3 protein-coding genes are annotated in these 4,136 nt (G+C 71.4%); 2 read left to right on the top strand and 1 reads right to left on the bottom strand.

All coding sequences use genetic code 11. The annotated features are described in order from the left end of the window. Both ABNT58_RS08785 and ABNT58_RS08790 read left to right on the top strand, forming a co-directional pair. Nucleotides 1-1,857, top strand: a 1,857-nt coding sequence (locus ABNT58_RS08785; RefSeq protein WP_348753114.1) for an EAL domain-containing protein, incomplete at its 5' end; no start/stop codon positions are given. Nucleotides 1,858-1,890: 33 nt separating this feature from the next. Beyond that, nucleotides 1,891-3,846 (top strand): diguanylate cyclase, encoded by a 1,956-nt coding sequence (locus ABNT58_RS08790; RefSeq protein WP_348753115.1) that lies wholly within the window; start codon nucleotides 1,891-1,893, stop codon nucleotides 3,844-3,846. On the opposite strand, the gene ABNT58_RS08795 is transcribed toward ABNT58_RS08790, so the two are convergent. Next, the coding region (locus tag ABNT58_RS08795) for a DUF3299 domain-containing protein (RefSeq protein WP_348753116.1) at nucleotides 3,847-4,136 on the bottom strand (290 nt) is incomplete at its 5' end.

A 4,136-nucleotide genomic window follows, 5' to 3' on the forward strand; every position in this document is an offset into this window, starting at 1 on the left:
TACCTGCTGCGCGCCTCGCGCACGCGGGTGGAGCTGGAGCGCAGCAAGAGCCGGCTGGCGCGCGCGCAAGACCTGGCGCGCATGGGCAGCTTCGACTGGCGGCGCGCCAACACCGCCGCCCATGGCGGGCTGGTGATCTCGCCCGAGGGCCTGCGCGTGTTCGGCCGCAGCCCGAGCGAGCGGCTGGGCCTGCGGCCGCTGCTGCGCATGGTGCCGCCGTCGGACCGCCGCGGTCTGCTGCGCATGCTGCACGAGGTGCTGGCCCACAGCTCGGTGCTGGCCACCGACGTGCCGGTGAACCTGCTCGATGGCCGCCAGCGCATCATCCACGTCGAGGCCGAGCCCGAGTTCAACGAGCATGGCCAGAGCGCCGGCTACACCGGCATCGTGCAGGACGTGACCGACCGGCGCATCGCCGAGGACAAGATCCGGCACCTGGCCAACTTCGATGCGCTCACGCTGCTGCCCAACCGCCGGCAGCTGATCTGGCGCACCGAGCGGGCGCTGGAACATGCGCGCCGCCTGAACCACCAGGCCGCGCTGCTGCTGATCGACCTCGACCGCTTCAAGATCATCAACGACACCTTGGGCCATGCCGCCGGCGACGACCTGCTGGTGGAGGTGGCCCGCCGCCTGCGCGCCTGCGTGCGCCACTGCGACCAGGTGATGGAAGGCGCGCTGGAAGCCGTAGGCTCGCGCTCGCACCGCACGCTGGAAGCGGTGGGCCGGCTGGGCGGCGACGAATTCGTGGCGCTGCTGCCCGAGGTGGCCGACGAGCGCGATGCCGAGCGCGTGGCCGCCCGCGTGCTGGAAGCCATGCGCGAGCCCATCTTCGTGGCCGGGCAGGAATGCTTCGTCACCGCGTCGGTGGGCATTGCGCTGTTTCCGCGCGATGGCGCAGCGGTGGCCGACCTGCTGCGCAACTCCGACGTGGCGATGTACGCCGTCAAGTCGCAGGGGCGCAATGCGGCGTCGGTCTACAGCCCGCAGCTGGCGGGCCGTGGCCGCGAGAAGCTGGAGCTGGAAAGCGCGCTGCACAAGGCCATCGAACGCAACGAGCTGGTGCTGCATTACCAGCCCAAGGTGGACGTGCGCGCCGCCCGCATGGTGGGCGCCGAGGCGCTGATGCGCTGGCAACGCGGCAACACGCTGGTGCCGCCGGCCGAGTTCATTCCGCTGGCCGAAGAAACCGGGCTGATCGTGCCGCTGAGTGAATGGGCCATCCGCGAAGCCGCACGCCAGGCCAAGAGCTGGTCGGTGAGCTTCGGTTTTTCCGATTCCATCGCGGTGAACCTGCCCAACCGGCTGTTCGAGCGCTCCGACCTGGTCGAGCACATCCACCAGTCGGTGGGCACCTACGGCGTGCCGCACCGCGCCATCCAGCTCGAGATCACCGAGACGGGCCTGATGAAGGACCTGCAGAACGTGATCCCGTCGCTGCACCGGCTCAACGAGATCGGCGTCGAGATCTCGATCGACGACTTCGGCACCGGTTATTCGTCGCTGGCCTACCTCACCACGCTGCCCATTTCCGAGCTGAAGATCGACCGCAGCTTCGTGCGCGACCTGGGCATCACGCCGCAAAGTTCGGCGGTGGTCACGGCCATCATCGCGCTGGCCCGCTCGCTGGGCTTGCGCGTGATCGCCGAAGGCGTGGAAAGCCTGCGCCAGATGGAGGTGCTGCACCGGCTGGGCTGCGGGGTGATGCAGGGCTTTTTGTTCAGCCGGCCGATTCCGCCCGACGACATCGAGAAGTGGCTGCAGAACACGGTGCTGCCGCGCAAGGCGCCCTGGATCGCCCCTGCGCTGACCGATGGCAACGAGCCTTCCCGCGTGATCGGCGGCGGCCGGCTTTGACCTCACACGCCTGATCGACTTGCCTCTGACACGATGACGGCTGCCCCCACGCCGGCGCAGATTGCCAAGGGCGCGCTGCGGCGCCTGGCCTTGACGCAGCAGGAACCCACCCCCGAGAACTACGCCCGTGCCTGGGCCGAAGAGCTGGGCCAGCCAGCCGCTGCACTGCCCGAACGTGCACGGCCGCTGCTGGACAAGCTGGCCGCCCGCGCCAGCGACGACGCCGAGACCCGTGCCGAGCTGGTGCGCAGCCTGATGCAGGGCCAGTGGGACGAGCTGGCGCGCACGCTGGACCGCAGCGCTTCGCAGGCCGGCGCCGCGGGCCAGGCCTGGGCCGCGATGATCGAGCGCATCGTGCGCGGCGTGGAGCGCGGCGGCCGCCAGTGGACCGCCGCCCGCAAGAAAGACAGCCTGCAGCGTGTGCTGGACGGCAGCCGTGGCGACGTGTCGCGGCTGCAGCAGCGGCTGCGCCAGCTGATGGCCAGCTGGGACAGCGACACCGTGCCGGACGAGCTGGCCATGCCGAGCGACGACCCGCTGGCCGACGAGGCCGCCGCCGACCGCGCCGGGGCACCCGACCTGCCGATGGCCGACCCGCCGTCGTCGGCGGCCCGAGCGCCGGCCCAGCCGCCCGCCGATGCTGCGGCCAGCGCCGACACCCCGGCCGCGCCAGAGGCCGTGAGCGCGGCGCACCTGCCGGCGGCTGACACGTCCGACGCGGTGCCGGCGCTGGTGGCCACACCCACCGCCGCCCCCTGCCCGCCCGTGGAAGAGCAGCACTGGCCCCAGCTCACCGCCAGCCTGCACGGCACGGTGGCCGCCGCGCTGCCGCCCAGCGTGGCCAGCGCCGCCGAACTGGCGGCCGAGCTGGGCCAGCTGGCCGACCGCTTGGCGGCCGAAGGCGCCACGCCGGCGCTGGCGCAGGCGGTGCACCAGGTGTGCGAGCGGGCGCGGCGGCTGTTTGCCCACCGCCACCACCTGCTGGAACAGGTGGGCGCGCTGTGCCTGGAACTCACCGCCGGCCTCACCGAGCTGGCCGAAGAGGGCAGCTGGGCCCAGGGCCAGGCCGAGGCGCTGCGCGCCCGGCTGCAGGCCGACGAGGCCGATGCCGACGGCAACGCGTTCAGCGTGCGCGGCGTGCGGGCCGCGGGTGAGCTGCTGGCCCGCACGCGCGCGCAGCAGCAGGCCCTGCGCGGCGAGCGCGACCGCGCGCGGGTGGCGCTCAAGTCCTTGATCCACAGCCTGCTGCAGCAGGTGGGTGAACTGGGCGACGAGACCGGCCGCTTCAGCGACAACCTGGGCCGTTATGCCGCCACCATCAACGAAGCCAGCTCGCTCGACGCGCTGGCCGGCGTGGTCGACGCGATGGTGCAGGAAAGCCGCGCCGTGCAGCAGCGCGTGGGCCGGGCCCGCCAGCAACTGGGCGAAGAACATGCACGCGCCAGCGAGCTGGAATCGCGCGTGCGCGAGCTGGAAGGCGAGCTGCGCCGGCTGTCCGACGAAGTGGCCACCGATGCGCTCACCCAGGTGGCCAACCGGCGCGGCCTGATGCAGGCCTTCGACACCGAGCGGGCGCGGCTGGAGCGCGATGGCCGGCCGCTGGCGGTGGGGCTGATCGACATCGACAACTTCAAGAAGCTCAACGACACGCTGGGCCATGCAGCCGGCGACGAGGCGTTGAAATCACTGGCCCGGCTGGTGCAGCAGGCGCTGCGGCCGGTGGACCATGTGGCCCGCTTCGGCGGCGAAGAATTCGTGGTGCTGCTGCCCGACACCGAAGTGGCCGAAGCGCAGCAGGTGCTCACGCGGCTGCAGCGCCAGCTCACGGCCAGCCTGTTCATGCACGACGGCCAGGACGTGTTCGTCACCTTCTCGGCCGGCGTCACCGCCTACCGGCCGGGCGAGCGCATCGAGGTGGCGCTGGAACGTGCCGACGAAGCCTTGTACGAGGCCAAGCACGCCGGCAAGAACCGCACCTGTGCCCACTGATCAATCGGGCTTGTAGCGCTCCACCGTCACCGCTTCCAGCCGGTAGCCGCTGGTGCCCATGGACGAGGCATTGCGGCTGACCTGCAGCGTGCCGCTGACCCACACCGCGTCCATCGCCTTGAACTTGGCCGGCTTTTGCGGAAGCACGTGCACGATCTGATTGGCGGGCGGCGGCGGCGTGTGGATGCAGGCGCCGAAGTAGGGCACCAGCAGGAACTCGCTGACCTGGCCGCTCTCGGCCTGTTCCAGCGGCACCAGGTAGCCGGGCAGGCGCACCTTGGTGTTGTTCA

Source organism: uncultured Aquincola sp., assembly GCF_964001545.1.
Taxonomy (GTDB): Bacteria; Pseudomonadota; Gammaproteobacteria; order Burkholderiales; family Burkholderiaceae_C; genus Aquincola.

Bases quoted from the DNA above. Each gene is read 5' to 3' on its own strand.
- ABNT58_RS08790 (WP_348753115.1), top strand. From the start codon at position 1,891: ATGACGGCTGCCCCCACGCCGGCGCAGATTGCCAAGGGCGCGCTGCGG.